The organism is Desulfovibrio sp. UIB00 (assembly GCF_022508225.1).
Taxonomy (GTDB): domain Bacteria; phylum Desulfobacterota; class Desulfovibrionia; order Desulfovibrionales; family Desulfovibrionaceae; genus Desulfovibrio.
The window spans coordinates 317,574-339,114 of record NZ_JAETXJ010000002.1 but is presented as its reverse complement, the minus strand read 5'-3'; the positions used below and the strand labels follow the sequence as shown (position 1 = coordinate 339,114).

The window sequence follows — 21,541 nt, the reverse complement described above, 5'->3', positions numbered from 1 at the left end:
GCTTCGGGCATGAAAAAACCGCCCACGGGGGCGGTTCAATAATCTATGAAACAGGCTCTGGCGGACAGGCGCGACCCGCCAGAAGACTGCATGCAACTATCTGAAACAAAAAATATAGAGTGCTGGCTCCCCGCAGCACATCCCGCTGCAACCCGCCTCTGCAAAGCTAGGAAAGCACGGCCTTGGCTTCGGCCACGCGGGCTTCTTCTTCCCGCCCAAGTTTGCGCAGGGCTCGGGCAAGAGTTTCCCATGCTTCGGGCTTGTCGTGCAGGCCGGCGCTTTTGCGGGCCAGCAGTTCCGCCATGGCCGGGTCTTCATTGCTGTCCAGATAGATATTCGCCAGCAGCAGCATGGAGGCCGCATCCTGCGGATTGCGCACCAGCGCCTCGTGCAGCAGTTCGCGGGCCTCGCCGCCCTTGCGCTGGCGCACAGCCACACGCGCAAGGTGCCTGCGGGCAAGGCTGGGCGCGCCGGGGCGCGCATCCTCGAGGGCGGCGGCTATTTCGTAAAAACGCCGGGCCTCTGCCCTTCTGCCGCCCTGTTCGCACAGTTGCCCAAGACGGATGTGAGCAAACTGGTGCTCTGGCGAAACCTTGACGCACTGCCGATAATATCTGGCGGCGGCGCGCTTTTCTCCAAGCCCCTGGCAGACCGTGCCCAGATTGTAGTAAATCTGTTCGGCAAGGGCCTTATCCGGCCCGTGCCGCAGGGCTTCCATAAAATGCCGCAGAGCTTCATGCTGCCGCCCAAGGGCCGCCATGCACACGCCAAGGGAATTCCAGGCCATGGCATTGGCCTCGTCAGCCAGCAACGCAAGCTTGTATTCTTCCACTGCGCCAAAAACATCGCCGAGACTGTAACGCCTGTCTGCGCTGATATTGAGCGCAAGCGAATTGCACACCCCCACCTTGGGGTCTGGCAGCAGCAGGGCGTACTCCAGAGCTTTCAGGGCGCAGTCGGGCATTTCTCCTCTGCGGAACTGAAGGAAGGGATAGCCCGCAAGGCCCACAGAAGCCGAAATGTCACGGCTGTTCAGTTTGCCGCACACGCCCTCGTACAGTGGCACAAGGGCTTGTGCTTCCACATCCGGATGGAAAAATATCAGGCTGTTGCTGCCGTAGCGTCCAGCCATCGGCTGCGGCAGGGTCTGCGCTTTGCCAAGGGCATCGCGCCACAGGCTGAGGGAGGTTTCAATAATACCCTGCCGATTTGCAGCATCGTGCATGCCGTCCAGCGGAACGGCATCCGAGTGTGCGGCATCGCCCACATCAGAATTGCCCGGTTCCAGACGCAGCAGGCAAAGCGTAAAGCGGTTGCGCCGCTCCGCCTCCACGGCAAAACGGTTCAAAAAATCACCGTGACCGCACAAACCGCCAGAACATTCTGCTGGCGGCGGTACGGCAGACGCGGAAGCACCACATGCAGCAGCGGCATGTTTGCCATCTTCGGCGGATTCTGCCCTCTGGTTCAGCTCCTGTGCCGCCACCGCCGCATCCGGAATGGCAGGGCGCGCGCCGGAAAAGTCCTGTTCGTCCAGATCCGGGCTCAGAACGGGCGTTTCACCCAGCAAGGTGAGCCTGTCCCCCACCTCGGGGCGGCAGGTAACGTCAACCAGATGCAGGGCCTCGGCAACGGAATCCGTATCCCGAGTATGCAGCACCACCAGTTCGCCCTTGTAATGGGGCGAACCGCTTTCCGCCTGTCCCCACAGGGCAAAGCGCATGCCCTCGCGGGCCTTGGCCTGACGCCCAAGGCTCAGCCGCACACGGCCCAGCGGCAGTGATTCCAGCACCATACCGCCTTCTTGCAGTATGCGCGCAAAGGGCATGATGCGACTTTCCACAGCCTGCGCGCCGTCGGCCTCCTGCCCGGCCACATCAGCGGCAAGGCGGGCGCGGTCCATGCACAGGCGGGCCTGATCGTGCATTTCAAGGTGCATTTCTGTACCACGCATATCTTGCGGGTACAGAGCATGCCCGGCGCACAGACGCGGGCGCACGGGCTTTTTCAGCAGCGGATAGGGCATGCGTACCGCTTCCATGCGGGTCAGGGCTGCGCGGGCCAGCTTGTGACAGGCTCCTCTCCCGCTGGCGGGAAAGAGCAAGGCAATCTCCCAGCGGCCCACGCGCGCTGCCAGAACATCCGATGGCAGGGCCTCGCGGCAGGCGTCTGCCAGAGCCTTGAGATATTTTTCTGCAAAAGCATGCCCGCCGCGCCGCACTACAGAATCCCCGTTGGCAAGGCGCAGCAGCACAATCCCCATGCACAGCCAGTGCAGAGGTGCTGGGCCGCTTTCTTCCGCGCCCGGCTCTTCCAGGTAGGCCCGCAAACGCTCTGCGGCATTTTCCATATGCGCAAACAGGGCCTCTTCTGTGGCAAGCCCGGTAACGGAATCCGTGCGCATGGCCTTGGCTCTGGCAAGATTTTCCAGGCACAGGGCCGTTATGGCAGGCAGAAATGGCAAAAGTGGCCGGGCCTCGCGCGCCTTGACGCCGTGGAGCATGGCAACGCCAAGCAGATGGTCGTCGCGCCGCAAGGGCAACAACAACCTCCGCTCCCGCGACAGCAGCTGCGGATCTTCGGGCGCTCGGCTGGTGGGAAAATACAGGGCGTGCCCTGAAAAGGACAGGAATGAAGACAATTGTTCACACAACAGGCCTTCCATTTCCATGAGGTCTTCACGCGCGAGTTCGAGCTGCGGGCAGTTTTTTTGCATCTTTAAATTGTAGTGTGGCAAAGGCCGCTTGTCTAGAAAATTTCAAGACTGGGGGTCCCGTCTGCCTGCGCAGCAACGAAAGCCCTTGCCATTCCGGTTCCATATCCGAAGCTGCCCACCGAACCCAAGCCATGCCTGCAACTTGATTTTGCCCCATTGTGCGGCTAATTTTAAAGGAATTGAAAGACGTAGCGGGCAAAATTTTTCCGCTACCGCCTTGTTATCGTGCCAGGCGCTTGCCTGCGAACACCATCCAAGATAGTGTATCCAAAGTCGGTAATTTAGCGCGCAGCAAAACATTGCGCGCCTGATATCGACAAGCCAAAGGAACTTTTATGCCAGTTGCCACGTTTCCCCTCGGCCCTTTGCAGACCAACAGCTACCTTATCCACAGCGGCACTCAGGCAGTTGCGGTGGACGTGGGCGGCGATCCGGAACCCATGCTGGAGTATCTTGCTACGCACGGTCTGAAACTGGCTGCCATCTGCATCACCCATCGGCACTTTGACCACGTTTACGGAGTGGCGGATTTGCAGAAGGCCACAGGAGCACCTGTTTACATCAGCGCCGATGATGACTGTCTGGAGGGGACGGAATCGGCGCAGGGCGGTCTGTGGGGCTTTCCCACTGTGACGCCGTATCAGTCTCAGCCCATAGCTCTAGGCAAGACCTCATTCGGCAGTATGGAATGCGAAGTGTTTGCCACCCCTGGGCACACCCCGGGCGGCGTTTCGCTGTTTTTCCCTACTGAACAGCTTGTTTTTACGGGCGACGCGCTCTTTTACCGCTCCATTGGCCGCACGGACTTTCCAGGCGGCGACCACAACGGCCTGCTCCGCTCGGTGACGGAAGTGCTTTTTAAACTGCCGGAAGACACCGTTGTGTACCCTGGGCACGGGCCCTCCACCACCATTGGCGATGAAAAAAAGAGCAACCCTTTTTGCGGTGAATTTCAGCTATGAACAACGTGCTTGTGCTCCAGTGCAGTCCTCATGTGGGAGGCGTTTCTGATTCGGTGGCGACCCTTTTTACAAAGGGTATGGCCGAAGCCGGAATTGAAACGCGCACTGTAGCCTTGCGCGATTACTCATTTTCGCCCTGTACAGGCTGCGGCGGCTGCTCCAGGCCGCCGCACAAATGCGTACTGGCCAACCGCCCCCTGCCCGGCCAGAATGATGCCTGCGCCCAGATGGATCAGGCTGAGGAAGTTTTCCAGATGATCAACGAAGCACATCTGGTCATGATTTCTTCTCCCATTTACTTCTATTTTCTTCCCGCGCACTTCAAGGCGCTTATCGACAGAACCCAGCGGTTCTGGATGCTGCAGGGCGGCGAAGACCGCGTTCCCCTGCCGCTTTCCCGCGCAAAGCCCGTGCTTGTAGCCATGACCGCAGGGCGGCGGCGCGGCAATCTGCTGTTTTCAGGTTCTCTGCTTTCCCTCAAATACTTTCTGTCCCCCCTTGGGGCCGCCGTTCGGGAAACCCGACTGCTTCGCGGACTTGAATCAATCAAGGATCTGCACGAACGCCCCGCAGTAATGGCCGCCCTGCATGCCTGGGGGCACGACTGGGGCCACAGGCTCGCCACAGAAAATGCCAGCTACGAGCTGACCCCGCCCCTGCCCGATGCTGCGGACAAACCATAGACCGCGCCTTTTGTACCCCGTTCCTCACCCCATGACGCATAACCATCAGCCGCACGCACCTGCACGTCGCGGCTGGCTGGGTTCTGTCCTGGACCGCATGCAAAACGCACTGGGGCTGAACCAAGACCGCTGTTTGCACTGTCTGCGTCCCTTTTCCCCTGCGTTTGCGGCCCATCCCAGTGCCGCGCCAGCGCCGGAATCCCTCCTTTGCCCTCAATGCAGCGACCTGCTCGCCCCTTACGCCGGGCCCAGATGCCCGCGTTGCGGAATTCCTCCTTCTGATCCGCAGGCTGGCAACAGCATCTGCGGCGCATGCCTTCAAAATCCTCCGCCGTGGAGCGGCGCGGCTTTCTACGGCATCTATCAGGGGGCCCTGCGGCACACCCTGCTGCGACTCAAATTTGACGGGCATCTGTACCTTGCCCCCCTGCTGGGAAATTTTCTGCTTGAATCCGTGAACTGCCTGCCCCGGCCGGATGTCATTGTGGCAGTACCACAACATCCCGCCCATCTGCGCCGCCGGGGGTACAATCAGGCCCACGAACTGGCGCGGGCACTCCAGGGCCTGTCAGGCCTGCCTGTGTCGTCAAGGCTGCTTTCCCGCCCTGTGCCCGGTCAGGAGCAGGCGCACCTGGGGGCAAAAGACCGGCGCAGCAATGTGTGCCACAGCTTTGCCGCCTCCTCCGAAGTCAAGGGGCTGCATGTGTGGATTGTGGATGACGTTATGACCACTGGCAGCACCATGAACGCAGCGGCCAGCGCCCTGCTCGCAGGTGGAGCTGCGCGGGTGGATGCAGTCTTTGCGGCCAGAACGCCGCTCAACACTGCCTCCGAAATTTCGGAGATGCCAAGCTATTCGGGATAAGTGTGTACACAGCACATGACAAGCCCATGCTCTTGGGCTATACACAGGTCACATACACTAGCGCCCGCCCTCTACGTGCGGAAACAGAGCCGATCCCTCTGCATTTCGCAGGCTTGGGCGCACAGGAGATTTCATGCCCAGCGCACACCGTTCCTGTCATCTGGGGTTATTTGAATATAAAAGTGCAGTTGTCGCCGCGTGTTGGGCTGTTTTGTCCTTCCTTTTTTTTGCGCCATCCGCGCAGGCCCAGGTGACGCTGCTGGTGCCCAGCCAGCCCAGTATTGAAGCACCTGCCCCCCGACCAAAGCAGGACGCCCCCGCCAAGCGCGAGGATAAAAAAGACGAAAAACGCCAGCAGGACGCCAAAACGGCATCCGGCAAGGCAGAACAACCCGCTGATGCCGCCGGCAAGCAGCCGGAACAGGCCCCCGCTACGCCCACTGCCGAAGGCAAGTCGGCTTCCGAAGCCAAACCAGCGCCCAATGGCGAGGCCGCCCCGGCAGACTCCCCGGCCAAGCAGGAGCAGGCCGCTGCCCCTGCACAAGCGCCCGCTGAGCCGCAGATAGATGAAGAAGTAGACGTGCTTATCACCATGATGCGCCCCTTCCAGTACGAAGGGTTGGTCATGGACATGCCGCAAATGTTTGCGGTGCTGCGCTACGACAGCACCACACCGATAAAAGACGGCGTGGCGCAGCCCGAACGGCGCGATCTGCTGGGCGACATGGAAGAAATCCGCTACCTGAACCAGAAAGCATGGGGGGCCAACGTCGCCCTGGCCAAACCAGGACTCTACCAGTTCATCATTGAGGGTCGTCCCTGGTGGGATGCTGCGCACGGACGCTTCTTACAGCATTACGTCAAAACAACACTGCCTGTGTATGGCGTTGAGCGCGGCTGGAACCTGCCCGTGGGCCAGCGTTTTGAAATCGTACCGCTTTCCCGGCCTTTTGGCCTTACTGCGCCTGCCATGTTTTCCGGCGTGGTGCTCATGGACGGCAAACCCCTTGCCGCCGCTTCTGTACGCATGGCGCGCATAAATACCGAAAAACGCCCCGTGCCGACTTCATGGCATGAGGATATCGCTGCCCGCACCAACAACAAGGGGGAATTCTCCTTTGTATTAAACCAGCCCGGTTGGTGGTGCTGTATGGCAAGCATTCCCGGCGATCCCCTCAAGGGGCCTGACGGACAGCCCAAGCCTCTGCAACTGGGGACGCTGTTCTGGTTGTATGTGGACAGTCTTTCCAGCGAGACGCGGAAGCGTTAGCTTGCTGAAAATTGAGAGTCCCCGGTTACGGTGAAGCGTGACCGGGGACTTTTGCGTTTATGCCTGTGCGGCGCGCGGCAAGGCGGGACTGTACGGAGATAATTCTTTTTACTGCCCTTCGGGCACAGGATTCCGCCCTCCGGCTGAGTTTGGGACGCCTGCGCGGCGTGCGATTTCGCCTCCCCGGCGTGGGGCAAAGGGGGCCTGTTAGGGGCTGCGCCCCTCCTTGGCCCCCTCTGCACTCCCCCCGGAACACCCCCTAAAGTTTTCAAATACCTTTGCGTGGCGAGGGCGACGCGTCTTTGCTGCGGGAGCTTCCCTCACTCGCTTCGCTCGCTCAGGTGATCTCCCTCCGCGCCGCGTAAATGCCAGAGTACGCTTCCGCTTCGATCAATAATATGTTTCAGTTAACTACCATTGATATTATTGCTGGCTCAGGGGATGCCTTTATACCCTTTCAGCTTCTTCGAAACATTTGACATCACGGACTTGAAGAAAACCAAATCGCAACACCAATATGGCCAACAGGTTCACTTCACAAACGGCGTTGCCAATTACCATTCAGCCATGACCAGACGGATAAATTACGAGTCAAAAAAATCTGCTCACCATCAAAAGCTGGTCGTGAAGTCGCCTTCCTTATACTCGCCGGAGCAAAGCGCAGGCGATGGCTGGTGTTGAGTGAATTTGCAAAATACGCTTTTTGCGGACTGAAAAGGAAGCGCCGGGATTTTGAGCGCAGCGTACTCAAGTACGTGAGCATCAAAATCCCGGCGCTGACGCATTCAGGGTGCAAAAGTCGGGTTTGCGTAAATGCGCTCGACAGGCTCACCCCGCCGCCCAACTCGTCACCGTTGCGGCGCTACTTTCCGTCCCCAAGCTTTGACAGCAACGTCTTGCGATTAATCCCCAAACGCCGCGCAGCCTCGCTCTTGTTGCCGCCAACCTGCGCCAAGGTATCCATAACCGCCATGCGCTCAATCTCCTCAAGCGTCATATTGGCAAAATCCAGCCGCGACGCCGCCGAAACCTCCGCCTCCTGCCCGCCAATGGTGGGCGGCAGCTCGCGCTCACTGATATACTCGCCCACCAGCAGCACCACAGCCCGCTCCACGGCATTTTCCAGCTCGCGCACATTGCCGGGCCAGTTGTGCTTCAGCAGGCGATCCATGGCCCCAGGCGTAAATCCCTTGACGGTCTTGCCATTGCGCTCGGCAAAAAGTTTCATAAAATGCATGGCAAGCAGAGGAATATCCTCACCGCGCTCGCGCAAAGGCGGCAACTGCAAGGCCACCACGTTAAGCCGGTAATACAGATCCTGACGAAAGCGCCCTTCTTCCACCTCGCGCGCCAGGTCCTTGTTGGTGGCCGCCAGAATGCGCACATCCACCCGCACGGTCTGATCGCCGCCCACGCGCTGCAACTCGCGTTCCTGAATGACGCGCAACAGCTTTACCTGCATGGAAAGCGGAATTTCGCCAATCTCGTCCAGAAAGATCGTGCCTTTGTCCGCTGCCTGAAACCGCCCCTCGCGGCGTTTTTCCGCCCCGGTGAACGCGCCTTTTTCGTGGCCGAAAAGCTCTGATTCAAGCAAGGTTTCCGTCAGGGCCGCGCAGTTCACGGCCACATAAGGGCCAGAGCGGCGATTGCTGTTGGCGTGGATAAGCTTGGCCACAACTTCCTTGCCGGTGCCGGATTCGCCAGTCACAAGCACTGTAGCCTCCGAGGGCGCAATGGCCGAAACAAGGTCCAGCACCTGCCGCATGGCCTGGCTTTGCCCTATGACGTTGCGGGCGTCCAGACCTGCTGCCAGTTCGTGGCGCAGAGTCCGCACCTCATGCCGGAGGCTGGCATGATCCAGCGCACGCTCAAGGGCAAGCTTGAGAGCGTCAAAGGCCAGGGGTTTGGTGAGATAGTCGTAAGCCCCGGCCTTAAGCGCTTCCACGGCGCTGGAGACGTCCGAGTAGGCCGTCATGATCAAAATGGGAATGGCGGGATTGTATGCCTTGACGGCTCGAGTGGCTTCTATGCCGCTCATGCCCCCCATGCGCACGTCCATGAGAATGAGGTCAAAAGGGCGCTCACGGCACAATTCCAGGGCTTCCTCGCCGCTGGAGGCCCCGGTGGGCGCGTAGCCCCACTCTTCAAGCAGGGCGCGCAGCATTTCGCGGTGATTGAGGTCGTCATCCACCACCAGCAGCTGTATGGCGGGATTTGCAGTCATAAAACTATCCTTGAACTGGTCAGTATACGGTTTCGTCTGTACCACGGGCAGAACGCAACGGTGTGGAACGGCCTAACCCTTGCCGTTTACAGGCAGTGTGAGCGTAAATTCCGCCCCATGCCCCGGCGCGTTGCCAACGCTGACGCGCCCGCCGTGCCCCTCGGCAATCTGATAGACAATGGCAAGCCCAAGGCCGGTTCCCGACGATTTTGTGGTAAAATAGGGCGTAAAAATGGAAGCCTGAATCTCTGCCGGAATGCCCGGCCCCGTGTCGGCCACGGTGATGCTGAACATGCCATCGGGCAGCGCGCGCGTACTCACGCGCAGGGTGCCGCCGTGATCCATGGCCTGAACCGCGTTGAGAAAAAGATTCAGCAGAGCCTGAGTGAGCCGCTCCGTGCTGATGCGCACCAGCGGGAAGCCCGGTTCCATTTCAAAAACCACGGTAATGTTCTTGGCCTTGAGGTCTGCCTCGGCAAGCCGCAGCGCCCGCCCGATGACCTCGCCAAGATCAGCCTGCACGGTTTCAAACGAACCGGGACGCGCAAACTCCAGCAACTCGGAAACCACGCGGTCCAGCCGTTCCACTTCGTCAATCATGCGTTGGGCGGCTTCTTCCTCGCGTCCACCCATGGGCATACGCTTGGCGATATACAGGGCCACGCCCTTGATGGTGCTCAGGGGATTGCGGATTTCGTGGGCCACACCCGCCGCCAGATGCCCAAGGGCCGCCAGCCGGTCATTGCGCTGGGCGTCAGCCTGAAGGCGCTTCATTTCCGTAATGTCGCGCAACACAAACACGTTGCCCAAAAAAGCGCCGTCCTCGTTGCGCATGGCCGCGCCGCCAAGGCTGATGGTCAACGGCTTGATTCCCGGCACGGCGAGCGTTGTTTCCTGCTCCAAAATGCGCGATCCCTTAACCAGTTTACCCACCAGGGCTTCCCACTCCAGACCGGGCAGACTGCGCAGCCGCCGTGCCCGCGCAGCCCTGCCGGGCTTGTCTGCACCACCCTGAGAATCCTCCGTGCCAGAAGGAAATATTTCTGCGCGCTGCTTGCCGAACATGGACAGAGCCGTGTCGTTGATCATGGCAATACGCCCGTTGGGATCACTGATCACAAGGCCAAGGGGGAGGTTTGCCACAACTTCTGCGGCCATGACTTGCTGATCGCGCACAATACGCCGCCAGCGACGGTTGTTATGCATCCAGAACAGGGACACAAAACCAGCCAACCCCAATGCGGCCGCAAGCGCGGCAGAGAGCAGGTTGTTGCGCGCGTCCTGCGCCAGAGCATCCTCAAAGGGGCGCGCGTCAAAGCCCACCAGAGCCACGCCCACCACCTGCCGGGGGGCCTCAGGACCGGGACGGCCACCAAACCCTCCTCGTGCGGGAGGGGGTGGCGGCGGATTGTCAAACACATCATTGGGGTCAGGCCCGTCAATATCAGGGGAACGCCCCAGCATGCGGCCCATCATGCCCATGCCGTGGGAGCCGTGCCCGCCGCCCATATGCTGTTGCCCACCCATGTGCTGTTGCCCATGTGAACGACTCAGGGGCGCAAATACCCGAAAAACCTCAAAAACTTCTTTTCCATCCACATTGCGCACCCGCCACATGGGCCGGTCTGAAACATCTGCAAGGGGGGGGATATCCTGAGGCTGCACCATCATGGGAGTGGGAGAAAATTCCGGAGCGGCGTCATCCGGCACGCCGGGAATCGGCGAGCTGTCGCCGCTCTGGGCAAGTATGGCCCCGCTCACATCGGTAACAGCCATATAGAGAATGCCGGGTTGGCGGGCCGTTTCGCTGAGCAGCGGGCGCAGGCCAAGCACTGTGCCGGGGCTGAGGCGCAGGCCCGTACGGGTTCCGGCTTCAAGCGCCCAGATGAGCGCCTCGGCCCTGTCCGTAAGGTTGTGCACCATAAAGGCCCGCTCGCGCTGGTTGCTGCGCACGGAAAGCCCCACCAGTGTCAGGCCGAGAATAAGGGCTGCCCCAAGCAGCATCCAGGGTGAAAGGCCCATGCGCGACAAGCGCTGGGAGAGAGATGGGCGAAAACGGATCATGAGTGTTTCCTCAACGGCGCAGCATCATTAGTATGTATTTTTTACTCACCCCGCAAGCCCCCCGGTAAAAATTGGATAGCTGACCAGAAAACTGAGTAAAAAATGGGCAACATCAATCCAGACAGAGAACGCTGGGGATTTATCAATTCAAGTTAATACAATAAATTTATATAGTTACAGTGCTTTACTCATCTTGGCACGGCCTTTGCCTATACAGCATCAAACGGCGCAGAAATGCGCAGCACCAATCAGAAGACAAATAACAAACTGACGGCGCAACGTCACATTGAGGATACGGATATGTATGGCTGCGATATAGGAAGCGTAATGGGATGGGGAAATGGCATGACGCACCTCATATTCATGATACTGATTATTTCCCTTGCGGTCGCTTTTATCAGCAGAATATTCCCGTCGCAGAGAAGAAACATGGATTATACAGATTCCATGGCGATTCTTAAAAGGCGGTTGGCCTCTGGAGAAATCACTCTTGAGGAATACGAAAAACTGAAAAAATCCATCTAAACGGCTCTGCATTCAGCAGGCCGATATAAAGGAGAATATTCATGAAATCTCTCAAGCTTACCCTGATTTTCGCCTCCCTGGCCCTGGTGCTGGCCTTTGCCGTAAACGCCTCTGCCGCCAATACGGCGGATACCCAGATCAGCTCCCCCTGGTGCGGCAACGGTCAATCCGGCTCGCACGGCCCCCACGGCCACGGGCATGGCTACGGGCGATAAGCTTTCCGTCAGCCTGCGCAAATAACCTCCCAACCAACGCGCAAATACCATCAAACCAAAAGGAAATATTACAATGAAGACCTCCAAGATCGTTACCAGCGGCGCGGCCCTTACCCTTGCCATCTTCCTCGGCCTTTCGGGCATTGCCTCCGCCCGGAACGGCGACGGACACGGCCCCGCAGGCATGGGCCCCGGTACAGGCATGGGCATGGGTATGGGCCCCGGCATGGGTTACGGCATGGGCCCTGGCATGGGATTGTCCAGCGAGCAGATGGAAACCATGCAGCAGATTCACCAGAGCTTTGTTGAAAAAACACAGCCCACCATGCAACAGCATTTTTCCAAGATGGCTGAACTGAACAACCTTGCCGCCGCTGGCGCCAAGCCCGACGACGCCCGCGTCAAGGCCGCCCAGAAGGATCTGCGCGAAATCGACGCTAAGCTTTACAGCGCCAAGGCCGAAATGCTCAAGCAGATGTCTGACAAGGGCATTCCCTTCATGGCTGGCCACGGCATGGGCCGGGGCATGGGACACCGCATGGGCGGGCACGGCATGGGGCATGGCATGATGGGTAACGGCATGATGAACCCCGGCAACTGCCCCGGCATGGCTGGCATGGGCGCGACTGGCGCCACAGACAACGCCGTGCAGTCCGGCGCTACCGGCAACAAGTAACCTCGCAGCAGCACAACGCGCAGCCCGTTTAAGGGCAACGCGCCTCCATAAAGCAAGCCTCCGGAACCGCATGATTCCGGAGGCTTGAGCATTTACACAGCAGCATATGCCACACTGACCGCCATGCGCAAAAAAACCGCCCGCTCCTGGGAGCAGACGGCTGATCACAAGCAAAAACCGCCGTGAAACCCTGATTTCACGGCGGTTTTTCTGTCCGGACAACTATGCGGTATAGTCGCCCCTGTTGAACTTGATTTTTTCTGTCGTTGTCATCACGTCAAGCTCGTTAACCAGAGAATCAAGCCCAGCATTTTGGCCGCGTACAGAGGCCGTGCTGTTCTTGAGGGCGGAAACCTGCCCGTCTATCCCCTGCAACAGGGAATAGGCTTCGCGCAAGGAACCATTCTGGCCCGAAGAGCCCAGGGCGTTAACGTACGAATCCCACATGTCCAGCGTGCCGGAAGCCTGCGAAAAGGCGCTCTGGATAACGTCTTCGTCCACATCTACCGATTCTGACTGGGTGGAGCCAAGCAGCATCTGACTGATCATGGATGCCTGCGAAGCCTGCCCCGCAGCCGCTGTGGGAAACGCAGAAGATGCAACGGCATTTTCAAGGCCCATCTGTTCGCTCAATGCCGCCTCAAAGCCACCCTGCGTTGTCTGCGCTCGGGTTGTGCCCGGGGTCTGGCTCTGCTGGCGTAACAGCGCCTCAAGTTGATCGTTGGTAACTTTCATGTCGCCTCCAGGGTTGGCGTACTGCCGTTGCAGAAAAAATGCAAAAATCCTGCCACAAAGGTTCACTTCCATAACAGGCTGATTTTTCACAGGCTGACAGAAGCTACGGGGAAAAAATTTCCCTGCCCCTTGGCGGCGTTAGGCGAAATGTCTTGTCTATTGTGCCGAAAAAAACTACCATTTATTACAGATGAAGGCAAAGGATAAAGGCTGCGATCCCAAACCAACCCCCTCTTGGTCGGCCATATTCAGCCAGCCCGTTAATCAATCTGCCTACCTGGGGGAACAGGAGTTTGCCATGAAGAATATCAAGAAGATTCTTTGCGCGGTAGACCTTTCCGAACACAGCAAGGAAGTTGCCGAATACGCGGTGCTTCTTGCCAAGGGGCTCAATGCGAGCGTGCTCGTTGTATACACCGCCCCCTCGCTGAGCCAGTATGTGGGCTTTCATGTACCGCCCAACACCATTGAAAATTTTGTCGGCGAAATCGTGACCGGCGCTGAAAAGTCCATGGAATCGTTTGTGGCCGAAAATTTCGTGGGTGTTGAAGCCAAGGGGCAGGTGCTCATCGGCTATGCCGCCGAAGAAATCCTCAACCGCGCCCGTGAAGAAAAGGCCGACCTTATCGTTATGGGCACCCATGGCCGCAAGGGCATTGACCGCATTCTTTTCGGCTCTGTGGCGGAAAAGGTAGTCAAGAACGCCGACATGCCCGTGCTGACCGTGCGCCCCACGGAAGCAGGCGAATAACAGGCATATCTGGCCCTTCCTGCATGCACGCAGTAGCGCCAGCACGAGAGCCATAAAGAAAGACACGCTTTCCATTTTTTTCAGCCAGCAAGCTGTCGCATTGCGATGGTTTGCTGGCTGAAACATACTGACAAACGCCGCAAAACGCCTTGCGCCCCATGCGCAGCCATGAATCTTCGCCCCTGCGGGCGATACCGGTGGAGTAACCATGTCCGAGATCAGTGTGCGCCAGGAAATTATGGCCCTCAAGGCCTATGTTCCCGGCCTTTCCATTGCCGAAATCCAGGATAAGTACAACCTGCCCCAGGTTATCAAGATGGCCAGCAACGAAAACCCGCTGGGCATGCCCCCTCTGGCCCGAGAGGCTGTGGAACGCCACGCGGCCGGGGCCTTTCGGTATCCGCAGGGCGGCAATCCGCGACTGGCAAAGGCGCTGGGCCAGCGCCACGGCGTTGACGAACACCGCGTGGTTGTTGGCAACGGTTCGGACGAAATCATTGACCTGCTTATCCGCATTCTGGCGATCCCCGGCGCACACAACATTGTGTGTTTCAACCCCTGTTTCAGCATTTACCCCATTCAGGGGCGTATTTGCGGCGTAGAGATCCGACGGCAACCCCTTGAGGAAGATTTTTCCTTCAACTTTGCCGCCCTGCTTGAACTGGTGGACGCCAACACGCGCATTGTTTTTGTGACCACGCCCGACAATCCCTCGGGCTTTTGCCCCCCGCGCGCTGCCGTGGAGGCCCTTGCGCGCGATCTGGCGCAGAAGGCCCCCGACTGTCTGCTGGTGGTGGACGAAGCCTACGTGGACTTTGCCGAAGATGAAAAAGCCGCATCCATGCTGGCGAGCGGCATCATGCCAAGCAACACGGCCTTTATGCGCACGTTTTCCAAAAGCTTCGGGCTTGCGGGTATGCGCGTGGGCTACGGCATTTTGCCTGACCATCTGGCGGACTTTGTCTGGCGCGCGCGCCTGCCCTTCTCTGTCAACATTCTGGCAGAAGAAGCGGCTCTGGCGGCTCTGGCTGATGACACCTTTTACAACGCCACCCAGGATGCCGTGCGCAGAGGCCGCAAGGAGCTGTTTACGGGCCTGACCGCTCTGGGTTGCAAGGTGTGGCCGAGCGAAGCGAACTTTTTGATGTTCGGCATGCCCGAGGGCGCGCCCAATGCTGCCGAATGCTTTGAGACCCTGCTCGCGCGCGGCATCATCATCCGCCCGCTCAAGAGCTACGGTTTGCCGGATCTGTTGCGTGTCAGCATTGGCAACCAGCAGGAAAACCTCGCCTTCCTTTCCGCCATGGCAGATATTATTGCCCATAAAGGGGAAAAGGCATGAGTGCGCGGCTTCCTGTGGTGACGCTTGACGGCCCGGCAGGCGTGGGCAAAACCACGCTGGCCCGGCGTGTGGCCGAAGGGCTTGGCCTTTCCTACCTTGATACCGGGGCCATGTTCCGCTGCATGGCGCTCAAGCTGGGTGCCGGGGCGGAAACATTGCCGGAAGAAGAACTGCGCACCCGCTGCGCGGAGTGGACGTTCACCCTTTCGGGTCTTGGGCAGCAGTCCACCCTGTTTTGCAACGGCGTTGCCGTTCGGGGCGAGGTACGCACCGAGGCCGTGGGCATGCTGGCGGCCCGCATAGCAACCGTGCCCGTGGTGCGCGAAATTCTGCGCGCCACCCAGCGCGCCATTGGCGAGCAGTACCCGCTGGTGGCCGAAGGGCGCGACATGGGAACAGTGGTTTTTCCCGATGCGCGCTTCAAGTTCTTTCTGGATGCAGCGCCCGAGGTACGCGCCATGCGCCGTCTGCACGACCTTGAATCCAGCGGGCAAAAGGCGGATCTCGCCACCCTGACCGAACAGATCCGCCAGCGTGACGCCCTAGACCGCAACCGCACCGTGGCACCTCTGCGCCCCGCCCAGGATTCGCTGATTGTGGACACGTCCCATCTTGACATTGAGGGGGTGCTTGGCGTCATCCTGCACCACATCAACGTACATGGCGGTACTCAGAGCCTTCGCTCCGCCTGACGCCCACAGTAATCCGCACACCAATTCGCACCCTTAAAGGCCGAACCGTTTATGGTTCGGCCTTCTTTTGTTTCCCCTTGGCTGCCCGCAAGACACAGCGGCAAGAATTGCCCAACCAGGAAAATCCTGCCTGCGCAGCGCCCCCGAGCGCCAAGGCTTTGGCGCTTTAAGGGCTGCAAAGCCGCCACCCTGGCGCATATTTTGCTCAAAAGGCAAATCACCACACTGTATTTATTGCACTCTTTTACCATTGGCACGTTCAGTGCATATAAAAAAGCAAGTCAGTGGCGCATAAAGCGCCCGACCACAAACCAGCCTCAGTTGGGGAGGATACCATGAGCAATCAACTGGATTACGAAATCAATAAGGAATTGGGCGAGTGCTACCTTTTCATGGGTGACTTTGACAAGGCCGAGGAATACTACCGCAAGGCCGCAGGCAGCAACTCCCAGAGCGCGGCCCCCTTCCTGGGACTGGCCACCGTGGCCGTGCAGCGCTCTGACCTGGACAAGGCTCTGGTTCTGTACCAGAAGGCCGCTTCTGTGGAAGAAACCGACAAGGCCCTGTGCGGCATTGGCCTTGTGTACATGGAAAAGGGCGACCACCAGCAGGCCTTTGACTACTTTGCAGCAGCCCTGAAGAAATCCAGGGAAAACATTGTGGCCCTCAACTGCCTGGTGCGCGAATCTTATCAGCTTGGCTGCGTTGAAAACGCGCTGCCCTACCTGGAAGACACCTTGCGCTCCGGCGTGGAAGCCGAGGCCGTTCGCGTCACTCTGGCTGGCTGCATGATCTACCTTGGCCGCGCCGAAGAAGCCCGGCAACACCTTGAAGCGGTGTTGGGCGCCAACCCCACCAACATCAATGCCAAGGAACTTTTCGACACCATGGCTGCCTAGCCAGCCTGTACATACTCCCCTCCCCACATGATTTTCCGGCCCCTGGCGGGTGTCGGGGGCCGGAAAATCATTCCCTGAGGGAAGCCACGCGCCGCTGCCGCTATTGATCCGTTCTCCGGATCGGGCACGGCGGCACGGAGCGCCGGAAAAACCCCTGATGTACGTCAGGGGTTTTTGTGTTTGGGCGGCTCATTCCGCCCGCGAGTGGCTATATGTGCAGCGGGCGTTGCCGCTGTTCAGAGCTTGGCCCGTATTTCGTCGTAGCTTTCCCGCAGCTTCATAACCTGCGGATCACCGAGAACCTGTGCCCCGTCCCGCGCCACAGCGCACATGAACAGCAGGGCCTCCTCCGCATCAGACATGCTGTTGCAAACAATATCGTAGTATTCCGTCTTGTTGGCGGGATCGATCTTTCTGGCGCTCTCAGCCGCCTGTCGAAAAGTCTTGATGAACACCTCGCAGCGTTCATGCCGAAACACTCTGCGGCCAAAAACCTGCAACAGGGGCGTTTCCGCATGCACGCCCGCAAGCACGCCTTCCACCTCACGCACAAGAGCAGCCCCGGCATCGGCGCTACGGGCGTTTAAGGCGGTTACATCGTTCAAACATTCACGCACCACCATCCGCACGTCCGCTATGCTGAAACGGTGCTCGCGCGATTTTTTAAATTCGTCCATAAGCAGCAGAAACATGCGCTCCCGGTGATAGAGCTGTGCAGCCTTTTTCTGCTTTTGCAGCTCCTTGCGCTGCTCGCGCATTTCATCGTTCTGCATTTTTATGGAAACAATGATGCCCGCAAACGCAAGCCCTGAAAACAGTGTGTTAAGCACCCCAAAGGAATCACCAAAGGTGCCGGACTTACTGAAATCTTCCACTGACAAGTATAGACACAGGGCTGATGCGGCCCAGATAACTATCACAAGCAAGGCCGCTTTCCAGAACAGTGCCCACGTCACCCTGTCGGGAGAAGCCTCCACTGTTGCGTGGGTGTGCGGCCCACCAGAAGCGGATGACATACCCGTATTCAAGAAGCTTGCGTTTTCGACATCCTTAGCGCGCGGAGAGCGTGCCGTCATACAGTGTTCCTCCATTACTTGCGCGGCGCAAAATCTGCCGCTCAAGCACCATAGCCTTTCAGCGTTGCCCCGGCAAACAAGGCGCGCGGCAATGCCCCGGAGGCCCTTTGCAGGCTGTTGACGCGCCATGTTGCAGCAGATATGAGATTTGACGCCCTGTTCAACTTCTTCCGGCCTGCCAGGCTTTTGTTCTTGCGACCGTCCAATGGATTTCCCATGCAGATACCAATTCCCGTCAGCACCGTGGGCCTGCTGTTTTGTTCCAATCTGTTCATGACGTTTGCCTGGTATGGGCACCTGCGCTACAGAAGCACCGCCCTGCCGCTGGTTATCATTACAAGCTGGGCCATCGCCTTTTTTGAATATGTTTTGCAAGTGCCCGCCAACAGGATAGGCTACGGCTATTTTTCGGCGGCTGAACTGAAAACCATTCAGGAAGTCATCTCCCTGACTGTTTTCATGGGCTTTTCCGCTTTCTGGCTGCACGAGCCCTTGCGCTGGAACCACCTTGTGGGTTTTGCGCTCATTGTACTGGCAGCGTGGATTATCTTTAAGGAGTGGTAGGCAACGTGTTGGATTTCAGTCTGGTTACATACGCCGTTGGCATAGCCGCAGCATTCGGCGGTGGATTTATTGACTCCATCGCTGGCGGCGGCGGGCTTATCACCATGCCCGCCTTGCTGCTTTCCGGCGTACCGCCGCATCAGTCCCTGGGCGTCAACAAGGTCAGCGCCTGTCTTGGCACCACGGTTGCGCTTGGCAACTTTGCCCGCAGCAACTTGGTATTGTGGCGTGTAGCCCTGGCGGGCATTATTTTCTCACTGGTTGGTTCGTGGGCCGGGTCACGACTTGCCCTGCTGCTGGACGCCGCAGTTCTTGGCAAGGTGCTGGTGGCCTTGTTGCCCATAGGCATGTGCGCAACCCTGCTGCCCAAGAAAGAACACAAACAGAAGCCCCTGCCGCACTCCGGCCCCCGCTTCTGGATTCCCGTAGCCTTTGTATGCCTTCTTATTGGCGGCTATGACGGATTTTTCGGCCCCGGCACCGGGAGCTTTCTTATCCTCGCTTTTCACTGGATTCTGCGCATGGGTCTGATGGAAGCCTCCGCCACCTCCAAGGTGCTCAACCTTGCCTCAAACTTTGCCGGAGCCGTTGTTTTCATCGTCAACGGCGTGGTGGTGTGGAGCCTGGCCCTGCCAATGGCCGCAGCCTGCTGCCTCGGCAACTGGATGGGAAGCCGCTTGGCCATTCGCGTGGGGCCTGCGGCTGTACGCCGCTTTTTGACCATTTCGCTCAGCCTCCTGCTGCTGACCCTCGTGTGGCAGTATTTTCTGGCTCCGAGCATGCACTGATAAACCAACGACCCTGCAGTTCAACGTAAACAGCCCCGGAATGCGATATTCCGGGGCTGTTTGCCATTGAGAGAAGTGCAGAACTAGCCGCGCTTCATCTCGCTGATAAGTTCACTCATGCGCTCGGCCTGCCGGGCAAGCTCGCTCACGGCCCGGGAAGCTTCGCCCATGGCCTGCGCCGTCTGGCTGGACATTTCGTTGACGCTGACAATGGACTGGTTGATCTCGTCGCTGGTGGCGGACTGCTGCTCGCTGGCCGTGGCAATGGCGCTCACCTGATCTGCCGATTCCTCGACCTTGGTTACAATTCCCTGCAAGGCTTCGCCGGACTGCTTTGCAAGCTCGGCGGCCTTTTCCACCTCTGCCAGAGCCTTGTCCATGGCGGCAACGCTCTGCCCTGCGCTGCCCTGAATGGCAGAAATGGCATTGCCCACGTCATTGGTGGAGGCCATGGTTTTTTCTGCCAGCTTGCGCACTTCATCAGCCACCACGGCAAAACCGCGCCCGGCTTCGCCCGCGCGTGCGGCTTCAATGGCGGCATTGAGCGCCAGCAGGTTGGTCTGGTCGGCGATGTCCGAAATCACGTTCATGATCTGGGTAATTGCCTGGGCATGCTGGTTCAGCGTGGTCATGTCGCCCTTGAGCGCCAGCGAAACCTTGTGCACCTGACCGATGCTCTGCAAGGCGTTTTCCACAATATTCGCCCCGCTTTCAGCATTGGCACGCGTTTCCGCAGACACAGCCGAGGCTGCGGACGCATTGCGAGCCACTTCCTGCACGGTGGCGTTCATTTCATTCATGGCAGTGGCTGCCTCGGCCAGACGCTGGGCAGATTCCACGGCGCTCCTGTCCGACTGCTCGATCTGTGCAGAAAGCTCTGTGGAAGCGGCAGAAATAACGCTCACCACTTCTTCCAGTTGCCCTGCTGCCGTCAGCATGCCCTCGCGCTTGGCGCTCTCGGCCTGACGTGCAGCTTCTTCGGCTCTGGCTGTGGCTTTTTCCGCCTCTTCCGTAGCGTGCTGCGCAGCCTTGGTTTTGTGTTCACTTTCGCCCAAAAGGTGTCTGATACTTTGCACCATGCGCCGCATGCCCGCCGCAAGTGTGCTGAATTCGTCTCCACGCTTTTCAGCGGCATCAAAAAGGGCGCGTTCCTTGTCGTTGGTTTCAAGGCGACCACCGGCAACGGCTTCGGCCACGCCTGAAATACCGCCCACCATACGCACAATGCCCCGGGCCGAGAAAAAGATCATGGTTCCGACTATCAGCGCGCAGGCCAGAGTCAGCAGGCTTGCGTTGGTCAGCAGGTCGCTGATGGGCTTGAAGATTTCTCCACGGTCAAATTCCACGCACAAAATCCAGCCTTCGTGCGGCAGAGTTTTGTAGTACAGCCCCTTGTCTTCACCCTTGTCGTTCACAAAATGGGTGCGGCCATTTTTTTGCTCCAGCAGTTGGACCACATGGGGCAGTTTGCTGTCGTTGCGACCAAGCACAGCCTTATCCGGGTGCAGAACGACATTCCCTTTCATATCATACACATACACTAGCCCCTTTTGCCCCACCTTTATTTTATTGGTGGTGTTCTGGGCCAGAATCTTATTATCAATACCAGCGGCCAACACGGCAATGGTATGGCTGTTCAGCTTCAACGGCATTGCAATGACCGTGGCAAACTCGCCTGTGCTTGCGCTTTTGATACCTACAACGCTGGGCTGACCATTTTTGCTTTTCTGAAAGTATTCGCGGTCGGAAAAATCACCGCCAACAAACTTGCTGGGGCCTTGCTGCTTGTCTATACGGTGGCCCAGAACCGTGCCGTCTACGGCAATTATTCCCGCGTAATACACGATGTCATTGCTGGTCACGAAGGACTCAAGGGCTCGATCTGCCCTGGTAAACAGCGAACCATCAAAAATTCCCGGCCTGCCTTCTGTATAAGCCATCACTTGATCTTGTATGCGCTGGTTCTCGGTCATGGTTTTCAGGCTCTGTTCTATCCCCGTGAACACAGCGTCAAGCCCGATGCTCTGGCACTCAAGTAATGCGCTCATATCTGTGGCAATCTGCTCTCGCAGGATTTCTTCTGACATCTTGTAGCAAACCCCTGCCACAAGCATCAGCCCCACTATTGCCGGAGTGAGGATGGAAATTCCCATTTTCGCAAGTAACCCGAGTTTCATCACTACCCCTTTTGCGTTGCGTCTACGCACTGAATGACCGAAAGGCTAATTACCATGTGAAAAATCAAACTACCCCTGAAATCCCGTATGACAGGTCTACTCTTGTGTGCTTATCGGACAAAACGCGACTTCCAATATATCAATTATACTTATTTTCACAAGAAATTACTACGAACGTAATAGGAATTTTTACGGTGTCGTTTCGCGCTGATAGCTACCAATCTCATTATGAGGAAGAAGTCATAAATATCTGACTTAAGATATTCACAACTATTTGTGATAAGCTCAATATGACGGAGCAACACCAGGCTGCGGTG

The 21,541-nt window shown here is 58.3% G+C and carries 19 protein-coding genes; 13 read left to right on the top strand and 6 right to left on the bottom strand.

Annotated elements, in window-relative coordinates:
• Positions 1-166: 166 nt before the first annotated feature.
• Positions 167-2,716, bottom strand: coding sequence for a tetratricopeptide repeat protein (locus tag JMF94_RS04405; protein WP_240823950.1), 2,550 nt, complete (start codon positions 2,714-2,716; stop codon positions 167-169).
• Between the two features lie 335 nt (positions 2,717-3,051).
• Here JMF94_RS04405 and JMF94_RS04400 point away from each other — a divergent pair, with 335 nt between their 5' ends.
• From JMF94_RS04400 to JMF94_RS04385, 4 genes are all read left to right on the top strand, one after another.
• Positions 3,052-3,678 carry an MBL fold metallo-hydrolase gene (locus JMF94_RS04400; RefSeq protein ID WP_240823949.1) on the top strand — a complete coding sequence of 209 codons (627 nt, stop codon included), beginning with the start codon at positions 3,052-3,054 and terminating at the stop codon, positions 3,676-3,678.
• Positions 3,675-4,361, top strand: a complete 687-nt coding sequence (locus tag JMF94_RS04395) for a flavodoxin family protein (protein WP_240823948.1) — start codon at positions 3,675-3,677, stop codon at positions 4,359-4,361. Before JMF94_RS04400 ends, JMF94_RS04395 begins: the two co-directional genes overlap by 4 nt.
• A gap of 31 nt (positions 4,362-4,392) precedes the next feature.
• Positions 4,393-5,226: a ComF family protein gene (locus JMF94_RS04390; protein ID WP_240823947.1), complete on the top strand. Its 834-nt coding sequence runs from the start codon at positions 4,393-4,395 to the stop codon at positions 5,224-5,226.
• Positions 5,227-5,476: 250 nt separating this feature from the next.
• Entirely contained in the window at positions 5,477-6,496 is a 1,020-nt protein-coding gene (locus tag JMF94_RS04385) for a DUF4198 domain-containing protein (RefSeq protein WP_240823946.1), read from the top strand.
• Between the two features lie 862 nt (positions 6,497-7,358).
• Here the strand turns inward: JMF94_RS04385 and JMF94_RS04380 are convergent.
• Both JMF94_RS04380 and JMF94_RS04375 read right to left on the bottom strand, forming a co-directional pair.
• Positions 7,359-8,720: a sigma-54 dependent transcriptional regulator gene (locus JMF94_RS04380; protein WP_240823945.1), complete on the bottom strand. Its 1,362-nt coding sequence runs from the start codon at positions 8,718-8,720 to the stop codon at positions 7,359-7,361.
• Between the two features lie 72 nt (positions 8,721-8,792).
• Positions 8,793-10,784 (bottom strand): ATP-binding protein, encoded by a 1,992-nt coding sequence (locus JMF94_RS04375; RefSeq protein ID WP_240823944.1) that lies wholly within the window; start codon positions 10,782-10,784, stop codon positions 8,793-8,795.
• Between the two features lie 234 nt (positions 10,785-11,018).
• On the opposite strand from JMF94_RS04375, the gene JMF94_RS04370 reads away from it, so the two are divergent.
• The 3 genes from JMF94_RS04370 to JMF94_RS04360 all read left to right on the top strand — a co-directional run bounded on the left by JMF94_RS04370 (position 11,019) and on the right by JMF94_RS04360 (position 12,200).
• Complete coding sequence (locus JMF94_RS04370) at positions 11,019-11,309, top strand: SHOCT domain-containing protein (RefSeq protein WP_240823943.1); 291 nt, start codon at positions 11,019-11,021, stop codon at positions 11,307-11,309.
• 41 nt (positions 11,310-11,350) lie between these two features.
• Complete coding sequence (locus JMF94_RS04365) at positions 11,351-11,524, top strand: hypothetical protein (protein WP_240823942.1); 174 nt, start codon at positions 11,351-11,353, stop codon at positions 11,522-11,524.
• 73 nt (positions 11,525-11,597) lie between these two features.
• A complete protein-coding gene (locus JMF94_RS04360) occupies positions 11,598-12,200 on the top strand; it encodes a periplasmic heavy metal sensor (protein ID WP_240823941.1) in 603 nt (200 codons plus the stop codon).
• Positions 12,201-12,422: 222 nt separating this feature from the next.
• Here the strand turns inward: JMF94_RS04360 and JMF94_RS04355 are convergent, their stop codons facing one another.
• Positions 12,423-12,935, bottom strand: a complete 513-nt coding sequence (locus JMF94_RS04355) for a hypothetical protein (protein ID WP_240823940.1) — start codon at positions 12,933-12,935, stop codon at positions 12,423-12,425.
• Positions 12,936-13,233: 298 nt separating this feature from the next.
• Between JMF94_RS04355 and JMF94_RS04350 the strand changes: the two genes are divergently transcribed.
• The 4 genes from JMF94_RS04350 to JMF94_RS04335 all read left to right on the top strand — a co-directional run bounded on the left by JMF94_RS04350 (position 13,234) and on the right by JMF94_RS04335 (position 16,619).
• A complete protein-coding gene (locus JMF94_RS04350; protein ID WP_240823939.1) occupies positions 13,234-13,686 on the top strand; it encodes a universal stress protein in 453 nt (150 codons plus the stop codon).
• Positions 13,687-13,894: 208 nt separating this feature from the next.
• Complete coding sequence (hisC, locus tag JMF94_RS04345) at positions 13,895-15,028, top strand: histidinol-phosphate transaminase (protein WP_240823938.1); 1,134 nt, start codon at positions 13,895-13,897, stop codon at positions 15,026-15,028.
• A complete protein-coding gene (gene cmk / locus JMF94_RS04340) occupies positions 15,025-15,720 on the top strand; it encodes a (d)CMP kinase (RefSeq protein ID WP_240823937.1) in 696 nt (231 codons plus the stop codon). The genes hisC and cmk overlap by 4 nt, the downstream gene beginning before the upstream one ends.
• Before the next feature lie 335 nt (positions 15,721-16,055).
• On the top strand, positions 16,056-16,619 hold the full coding sequence (locus JMF94_RS04335; RefSeq protein WP_240823936.1) for a tetratricopeptide repeat protein: 564 nt from the start codon (positions 16,056-16,058) through the stop codon (positions 16,617-16,619).
• A 236-nt stretch (positions 16,620-16,855) separates the two neighbouring features.
• Here the strand turns inward: JMF94_RS04335 and JMF94_RS04330 are convergent, their stop codons facing one another.
• Positions 16,856-17,695 carry a hypothetical protein gene (locus JMF94_RS04330; RefSeq protein WP_240823935.1) on the bottom strand — a complete coding sequence of 280 codons (840 nt, stop codon included), beginning with the start codon at positions 17,693-17,695 and terminating at the stop codon, positions 16,856-16,858.
• 216 nt (positions 17,696-17,911) lie between these two features.
• Between JMF94_RS04330 and JMF94_RS04325 the strand changes: the two genes are divergently transcribed.
• Together JMF94_RS04325 and JMF94_RS04320 are read left to right on the top strand one after the other, a co-directional pair.
• Positions 17,912-18,259 (top strand): DMT family protein, encoded by a 348-nt coding sequence (locus JMF94_RS04325; protein ID WP_022658003.1) that lies wholly within the window; start codon positions 17,912-17,914, stop codon positions 18,257-18,259.
• A 5-nt stretch (positions 18,260-18,264) separates the two neighbouring features.
• Positions 18,265-19,047: a TSUP family transporter gene (locus tag JMF94_RS04320; RefSeq protein ID WP_240823934.1), complete on the top strand. Its 783-nt coding sequence runs from the start codon at positions 18,265-18,267 to the stop codon at positions 19,045-19,047.
• An 83-nt stretch (positions 19,048-19,130) separates the two neighbouring features.
• Here JMF94_RS04320 and JMF94_RS04315 read toward each other — a convergent pair whose 3' ends face one another.
• Positions 19,131-21,224, bottom strand: a complete 2,094-nt coding sequence (locus tag JMF94_RS04315; protein WP_240823933.1) for a methyl-accepting chemotaxis protein — start codon at positions 21,222-21,224, stop codon at positions 19,131-19,133.
• Positions 21,225-21,541: the final 317 nt, after the last annotated feature.

What these genes read in the sequence shown, in the direction of transcription:
- JMF94_RS04405 (WP_240823950.1), bottom strand. Translation starts at nt 2,716, where the DNA reads ATGCAAAAAAACTGCCCGCAGCTCGAACTCGCGCGTGAAGACCTCATG.
- JMF94_RS04400 (WP_240823949.1), top strand. Translation starts at nt 3,052, where the DNA reads ATGCCAGTTGCCACGTTTCCCCTCGGCCCTTTGCAGACCAACAGCTAC.
- JMF94_RS04395 (WP_240823948.1), top strand. Translation starts at nt 3,675, where the DNA reads ATGAACAACGTGCTTGTGCTCCAGTGCAGTCCTCATGTGGGAGGCGTT.
- JMF94_RS04390 (WP_240823947.1), top strand. Translation starts at nt 4,393, where the DNA reads ATGACGCATAACCATCAGCCGCACGCACCTGCACGTCGCGGCTGGCTG.
- JMF94_RS04380 (WP_240823945.1), bottom strand. Translation starts at nt 8,720, where the DNA reads ATGACTGCAAATCCCGCCATACAGCTGCTGGTGGTGGATGACGACCTC.
- JMF94_RS04375 (WP_240823944.1), bottom strand. Translation starts at nt 10,784, where the DNA reads ATGATCCGTTTTCGCCCATCTCTCTCCCAGCGCTTGTCGCGCATGGGC.
- JMF94_RS04370 (WP_240823943.1), top strand. Translation starts at nt 11,019, where the DNA reads ATGCGCAGCACCAATCAGAAGACAAATAACAAACTGACGGCGCAACGT.
- JMF94_RS04365 (WP_240823942.1), top strand. Translation starts at nt 11,351, where the DNA reads ATGAAATCTCTCAAGCTTACCCTGATTTTCGCCTCCCTGGCCCTGGTG.
- JMF94_RS04360 (WP_240823941.1), top strand. Translation starts at nt 11,598, where the DNA reads ATGAAGACCTCCAAGATCGTTACCAGCGGCGCGGCCCTTACCCTTGCC.
- JMF94_RS04355 (WP_240823940.1), bottom strand. Translation starts at nt 12,935, where the DNA reads ATGAAAGTTACCAACGATCAACTTGAGGCGCTGTTACGCCAGCAGAGC.
- JMF94_RS04350 (WP_240823939.1), top strand. Translation starts at nt 13,234, where the DNA reads ATGAAGAATATCAAGAAGATTCTTTGCGCGGTAGACCTTTCCGAACAC.
- hisC (WP_240823938.1), top strand. Translation starts at nt 13,895, where the DNA reads ATGTCCGAGATCAGTGTGCGCCAGGAAATTATGGCCCTCAAGGCCTAT.
- cmk (WP_240823937.1), top strand. Translation starts at nt 15,025, where the DNA reads ATGAGTGCGCGGCTTCCTGTGGTGACGCTTGACGGCCCGGCAGGCGTG.
- JMF94_RS04335 (WP_240823936.1), top strand. Translation starts at nt 16,056, where the DNA reads ATGAGCAATCAACTGGATTACGAAATCAATAAGGAATTGGGCGAGTGC.
- JMF94_RS04330 (WP_240823935.1), bottom strand. Translation starts at nt 17,695, where the DNA reads ATGACGGCACGCTCTCCGCGCGCTAAGGATGTCGAAAACGCAAGCTTC.
- JMF94_RS04325 (WP_022658003.1), top strand. Translation starts at nt 17,912, where the DNA reads ATGCAGATACCAATTCCCGTCAGCACCGTGGGCCTGCTGTTTTGTTCC.
- JMF94_RS04315 (WP_240823933.1), bottom strand. Translation starts at nt 21,224, where the DNA reads ATGAAACTCGGGTTACTTGCGAAAATGGGAATTTCCATCCTCACTCCG.